5 protein-coding genes and 1 pseudogene are annotated in these 6,296 nt (G+C 58.0%); 4 read left to right on the top strand and 2 right to left on the bottom strand.

Translation table 11 applies throughout. From position 1 onward, the window contains the following. The 4 genes and pseudogenes from QMM04_RS20075 to dcuR all read left to right on the top strand — a co-directional run. Positions 1-230, top strand: a pseudogene (locus tag QMM04_RS20075) (hypothetical protein); the annotation flags it as partial. A 346-nt stretch (positions 231-576) separates the two neighbouring features. Further along, a complete protein-coding gene (gene msrA, locus QMM04_RS20070) occupies positions 577-1,113 on the top strand; it encodes a peptide-methionine (S)-S-oxide reductase MsrA (RefSeq protein ID WP_059010355.1) in 537 nt (178 codons plus the stop codon). A 114-nt stretch (positions 1,114-1,227) separates the two neighbouring features. Further along, on the top strand, positions 1,228-2,862 hold the full coding sequence (locus QMM04_RS20065) for a sensor histidine kinase (protein WP_127833941.1): 1,635 nt from the start codon (positions 1,228-1,230) through the stop codon (positions 2,860-2,862). Then, positions 2,855-3,574 carry a two-component system response regulator DcuR gene (gene dcuR / locus QMM04_RS20060; RefSeq protein WP_021506339.1) on the top strand — a complete coding sequence of 240 codons (720 nt, stop codon included), beginning with the start codon at positions 2,855-2,857 and terminating at the stop codon, positions 3,572-3,574. Before QMM04_RS20065 ends, dcuR begins: the two co-directional genes overlap by 8 nt. Here the strand turns inward: dcuR and QMM04_RS20055 are convergent. Both QMM04_RS20055 and QMM04_RS20050 read right to left on the bottom strand, forming a co-directional pair. Further along, positions 3,568-4,533 carry an FAD:protein FMN transferase gene (locus QMM04_RS20055; RefSeq protein WP_215480223.1) on the bottom strand — a complete coding sequence of 322 codons (966 nt, stop codon included), beginning with the start codon at positions 4,531-4,533 and terminating at the stop codon, positions 3,568-3,570. The genes dcuR and QMM04_RS20055 overlap by 7 nt on opposite strands. Positions 4,534-4,583: 50 nt before the next feature. Further along, a partial coding sequence (locus QMM04_RS20050) for a flavocytochrome c (protein ID WP_282996853.1) occupies positions 4,584-6,296 on the bottom strand: 1,713 nt, incomplete at its 5' end.

Raw genomic sequence — 6,296 nt, 5'->3', positions numbered from 1 at the left:
GGATTTACGAGAAAAATGCGGATTACAGCAGCGCCTCTTCGCTGCTGGGCTACATCCCGGGAGCGGGAGCCGTATCCGGCGCGTTAGGTATGGCAAACTCAGCAAGTGAAGTATCCTCTACGGCAGGCAAAATGGCAGATAAACGTAGTGGAAATACCGAAATACATGGTAATAGACTCTATATCACTTTTAATAATAGCGATATTGTAGACTACTGGAGTATCCGTTAATCCGCATCGACAGAAAGTCATTTACCTGATGCGGCTCAGCTGAGCCGCGTTATTCTATTTAAACAAGAATATTATCTGCTTCGTATCATCCGGGCTATTACGCGCAAATAAACCACGACATCTCACCGCTGAATAACGTTTTATCGCGCAGGTAAAAGCGCCGCTGGCAGATCAACTGGCGTGTGCATCAATGCTGCACCCGTGCGGCGCAAATCGTCTGCGCGCAATGGCAAGGCGCTACGGGCTAAGCCGCGCCAGGTTGCGCCAGAAATGTTAACAGAAAGCGGCTTGAATTCAGCGTGCTGAACCCCCACTCTAACGCTTTCGCCCTGACAGGAGTAAAACAATGGCAACCGAATATGCGATTATCGCGGGTGGCTGTTTCTGGTGCACCGAAGCAGTATTCAAAGATGTGATTGGCGTCGAGTCAGTCGAAAGTGGTTACACCGGCGGTGAACGTCCTAATCCCACCTACGAGCAGGTGTGCAGCGGTGCGACCGGCCACGCCGAAGCGATTCGCGTAGGCTTCGATCCGGAGAAAGTGAGCTACGGCGATCTGCTGGACATCAGCTTTGCCACCCACGATCCTACCCAGCTGAACCGTCAGGGTAATGATGTCGGCACCCAGTACCGTTCGGCAATTTTCCCGGCTAACGCGGAGCAGGAAGCCGAAGCGATTGCGGCGATTGCCCGCGCGCAGGAAGATCACAGCGAGCCGGTGGTGACCACTATCGAGCCGCTGAAAGCCTGGTATCCGGCAGAAGATTATCATCAGGATTACTGGGATGGCGCGGGTCAGCGCAACGGTTACTGCCTGGCGGTGATCCCGCCGAAGCTGCAGAAACTGCGTAAAAGCTTCGCGAACCGGGTGAAACAGGCCTAACCCGCCCGCACTCCCCCACGGAAGGTCGTCATCGCTGACGGCCTTCCTGCATTTAGCGCGACCCGCTGCGGATTATCCGTCATAATAGCCCCCCGTTTTCCGCAGAGCACGACCATGATCTCACCACAGCAAGCCACGCCGGTGCGCAGGCGACCGATGAAGCTCAACACCCTGGTAACGCTGATGCTCAGCGCGGTGATTGTGCTGGTGCTGCTGAGCGTACACATGTTTTATTTCTTCCAGATTGGCGCCGCGACGCGCAGCCAGCTGGAGGATAAAGCCATGGCGGTGGCGCGCACGCTGGCGAAATCACCTGAAATTCAGCAGGCGCTTCGCCTGCCGCCCGACCGGGCCGCTATCCAGCCCATCGCCAAAGCGGTGGAAGAGAGCAATAATTTGCTGTTTATCAGCATCACCAACATGGATGGCATCCGCTACTCACACCGTAATCCGGAGCTGGTGGGCAAACACTTTATCGGCCCGGACATCGAACCGGCGCTGCGCGGCAACGAGAATGTCTCCGTGAATCAGGGCTCGCTGGCCAAATCACTGCGCGTGTTTACCCCGGTGTACGACGCCCAGCAGCGGCAGATTGGCGTGGTGGCTATCGGCATCTCGCTGGAGGCGGTCACCGACCAGATCAACCAGAGTCGCTGGAGCATTCTGTGGACCATTCTGATCGGCACTTTTGCCGGCGCGGTTGGCACCTTCATTCTGGTGCGCGTGCTGAAGCGTATCCTGTTCGGCCTCGAGCCATACGAAATTTCCACCCTGTTTGAGCAGCGCCAGGCGATCCTTAACTCCGTCAAGGAAGGCGTGGTGGCGATGGACGATCGGGGTGAGGTGACGCTGGTCAATCAGGCGGCGCGCCAGCTGCTGAGCGATAAAATGGGCAGCAGCGTAGTGAGTACCGCGCGCATTTATGATGCTTCGGTGATCGACCAGCATCTGCAGGAAGTGCTCAACGGCGGTCGCGCACGGCGCGATGAGGAGCTCAACGTCAATGGCCGACTGCTGCTGAGCAACACCGTGCCGGTGCGCAGTCAGGGACGCATTATCGGCGCGGTCTGCACCTTCAGGGACAAGACCGAAATCAGCCAGCTGATGCAGCGTCTGACCGGCATGGTAAACTATGTTGATGCCCTGCGTGAGCGCTCGCACGAGTTCATGAATAAGCTGCACGTGATCCTCGGCCTGCTGCACATGAAAAATTATGCGCAGGTAGAAGCCTATATTCTGAAGACCGCTAATAACTATCAGACGGAAATCGGCTTCCTGCTGGAGAAGATCAAATCACCGGTGATTGCCGGTTTTCTGCTCAGCAAAATTAACCGCGCCTCTGATTGCGGCCATCGCCTGACCATCAGCGATGCCAGTTACCTGCCGGACAGCGGCAACGAGCAGCAAATGGCGGCGCTGATCACCGTGGTCGGCAATCTGGTGGAGAATGCGCTGGATGCAATGAGTGAGCAGACCGAGGGCGAAATCCACGTCATGCTGCACTATCAGAACGGCTGGCTGACCTGTGAAGTGAGCGATGACGGACCGGGCATTGCGCCGCAGCATCTGGCAACCGTGTTCGACAAGGGCTTCTCCACCAAAGGCGAGGATCGCGGGGTCGGCCTGTTCCTGCTGAAACAGCAGACGGAGCACCTCGGCGGCAGCGTCAGCGTGGAGTCCGAGCCCAGCGTGTTCACCCAATTTTTAGTCCAACTTCCGTGGGATGGAGGAACCAAACCGCATGATTAACGTGTTAGTGGTCGACGATGACGCCATGGTGGCCGAGCTGAACCGCAGCTTTATCGGCCAGGTGCCGGGCTTTCACTGCGTGGGTACCGCCGCGACGCTGCAGCAGGCGCGCGAGTTCCTGTTTAATAGCGAAACGCCGATCGACCTGGTGCTGCTCGATATCTATATGCAGCAGGAGAACGGGCTCGATCTGCTGCCGGAGCTGCGCCAGGCGCAGAGTTCAGTGGAAGTGATCATCATTTCGTCAGCGGCCGACGCGGAGAACATCAAAACCTCGCTGCACTACGGCGTGGTCGACTACCTGATCAAACCGTTCCAGTTCCCGCGTTTTGAAGAGGCGCTGACCGGCTGGCGGCAGAAAAAATCGCTGATGGACAATCAGCACTACTATCAGCAGTCGGACCTCGATCTGCTGATGCACGGCAGCCCGGCCACCCAGCACGACAACAAACGGCTGCCGAAAGGCTTAACGCCGCAGACGCTGCGCACGCTGTGTCAGTGGATTGACGCCCATCCCGGCCATGAGTTTTCCACCGACGAGCTGGCGGCAGAGGTGAACATTTCGCGCGTTTCGTGTCGCAAATACCTGATCTGGCTGGCGCAGATTAATATCCTGTTCACCAGCATTCACTACGGTGCCACCGGCCGCCCGGTGTATCGCTATCGCCTGCAGCCGGAGTACCATTCGCTGCTGCAGCAGTACTGTCAGTGACGCAGCTGCCAGCTGAAATCCAGCTGGCTGAAGCGGAAATGGCGCGCCGGCGAGCAGATAATCTGCCGATCGCGGGTGACAAACACCGCGTCGATGTCAGGCTGGCCGGCGAGATACGCCAGCCCCTGCTCTACGCCCATGCCGTACAGCAGCGTGGTATAGATATCGCCATCCAGCGAGCGATCGGCAATCACCGTCACGCTCAATAACGCATTGTCCAGCGGATAACCGGTGCGCGGATCAAAGATGTGATGCCAGCAGCGGCCGTCGCGTTCAAAGTAGCGCTCATAAATCCCGGACGTCACCACCGATTTGCCCTGCACCTGCAGCGTACCCAGCAGCTCATCGTCCCGGCCAAACGGTTTTTTGAGCCCGATGCCCCAGCCCTGCGGCTGATGCGGCGGGCTGCCGAGCGTCTGCACATTGCCACCGAGATTAATCAGCGCCTGCGCAACACCCTGCTGACGCAGAAATGCCTGCACCACATCGGCGATGTAGCCTTTCGCAATGGCGCCCAGATCGATCTCCATGCCCGGCAGCGGCAGAAACACCGAGCGCTGTTCAGCATCGAGCACCACCTGATGCGGATCGGTCAGGCGCAGCAGCGCCTCAATCTCCGCTGCGGGCGGCACTTCACGCCCCTGAAAACCAATCTTCCAGCGTTTCACCACCGGACCGATGGTGAAGTTAAACGCGCTGTCCGGCAGGATGCTCACCGCGTGCGCCACGCTAATCAGCGCAAAAACCGGCGCGCTCACCACCACCGGATGGCGTCCGGCGGCCTGATTAATGGCCATCACTTCGGATTCGGCGCGGTTGACGGTAAACAGGTTTTCCTGCTGTTTGATCAGGCGAAAGACCTGGCTGGCCAGCGTAGGATTGTCTTCGAACAGTTTGAGCAGAATGGGCGAACCCATGAGGACGGCAGAATAGGAATGGACGCCAGCGTCGCTTGTCATTGTGGCCCCGCAAGAGAACGATGCCCGCAGGGCGCGGGCATCGTGATAGCTTAGTTACCTAACGCCAGTTTAGCGGCATTACGGCCCGCTTTGATACCAAAGATAATGATATCGGCGACGGCGTTACCGCCGATGCGGTTCGCACCGTGGATGCCGCCAACCACTTCACCCGCCGCCCAGGCCCCAGGAATCACCTGTTTCTGCGCGTCAAGCACCGCGGTCTCGGTGTTGATGGTCACGCCGCCCATGGTGTGGTGCACGCCCGGTGCGATACGAATCGCGAAGAACGGCCCCTGATTGAGCGGATGACGCAGCGCGGTGGCACGGCCAAAGTCTTCGTCTTTCTGGTTAATCACAAACTCATTGTAACGGCCCAGCGTGCTTTGCAGCGTTTCCTGATCCATGTTGAGTTTCACCGCCAGCTCGTGTGGCGTCGGCGCGCTAATCACAAAGCCTTTGGCGATGTATTCGTCCGCCGCTTTGTTGTTGGCACGCACCTGCTCATCGAACACGATCCACGCGCTTTTTTCCGGCAGCGCGATAATCTCGGCAGAAACTTTGTCACGGGTTTCCATTTCATTGTAGAAACGCTTACCGGCCTGGCTGACCAGAATCGCCCCGCCGCCGCGCATCGCTTCGGAAATCAGGTACGAGGTGGTCTGCTCAACGGTTGGGTGGATTTGGATTTCGCCCATGTCGACAGTCTCGGCGCCAATTTTCTGCAGCATGGCGATACCGCTGCCGGTGGCGCCTTTGTGGTTGGTGGTAACGAAACCATCCAGCTCCGGACGGTATTTCACCACCATCTCGCGGTTGGCGCTAAAACCACCGGTGGCCACAATCACGCTTTTCGCATTCAGGATGCGGCTGTCGTTGTACTCATCAACCACTTTCACGCCGGTCACCGCACCGTTTTCAAACAGGATCTCGGCCACCGAGGTTTCCAGCAGCACTTCGATGTTGCGCTGGTTAACATTTTTCACCAGGCCGCTAATCAGGAAGCCGCCCACCGCCGAGCGATCTTCCGGACGGTGCGTACGGTCAATGCTCATGCCGCCGGTGATGGTGATATCGCTCAGCTCAATGTCTTTCGCCGCCAGCCACTCAATGGCTTCTGGCGCACGCTCAACGAACTCACGCAGCAGCACCGGGTTGTTTTTGAACTTGCCGCCTTTCAGCGTTTCCTCGTAGAACAGCTCTTTGCTGTCTTCGATGCCTTTCAGTTTCTGATAACGGGTTTCCGCGGCGTTCATCCCCACCGACGCTTTGATGGTGTTACCGCCAATGGTGGGCATCTTCTCAATGATCACCACGCGTGCGCCGTCATCGTGCGCCTGAATCGCCGCCGCCAGACCGGCCCCGCCGGTACCCACCACCACCACATCGTAATTGACCGGCGCATTCGGATTGCCGCCCTCTTCAATCACATACTCTTTGCTGGAGGTGGTGAGCGCGCGCGATACCGCTTTCTTCAGCGCCTCACTCTGCGTGGTAGCGCCGGTAATGGCATCGACGTGCGGGCTGTTCGCCACCAGAATACGTTCACGCAGGCTTTCAAAGGTGCTGGTGAAATCGACGTCGAGGTTAGGATCCGGCACCAGCGAAATGTCGGTGATACGGTCGGTGTCGAGCGTTACGTTGATTTTCAGCTTCAGCGCTTCGGCTTCCACTTTCGCCTGGTAAACGCCGGCTTTGTACTTACGATGGCCATCGCTGACGTCACGGATCATCGCATCCACCAGCGAGAAGCGCCACAGCGGTTC

Source organism: Pantoea sp. Pa-EAmG (assembly GCF_030024295.1).
Lineage (GTDB): Bacteria > Pseudomonadota > Gammaproteobacteria > Enterobacterales > Enterobacteriaceae > Pantoea > Pantoea dispersa.
This window is presented reverse-complemented; position numbering and strand designations above follow the sequence as displayed.

What these genes read in the sequence shown, in the direction of transcription:
- msrA (WP_059010355.1), top strand. Translation starts at nt 577, where the DNA reads ATGGCAACCGAATATGCGATTATCGCGGGTGGCTGTTTCTGGTGCACC.
- QMM04_RS20065 (WP_127833941.1), top strand. Translation starts at nt 1,228, where the DNA reads ATGATCTCACCACAGCAAGCCACGCCGGTGCGCAGGCGACCGATGAAG.
- dcuR (WP_021506339.1), top strand. Translation starts at nt 2,855, where the DNA reads ATGATTAACGTGTTAGTGGTCGACGATGACGCCATGGTGGCCGAGCTG.
- QMM04_RS20055 (WP_215480223.1), bottom strand. Translation starts at nt 4,533, where the DNA reads ATGACAAGCGACGCTGGCGTCCATTCCTATTCTGCCGTCCTCATGGGT.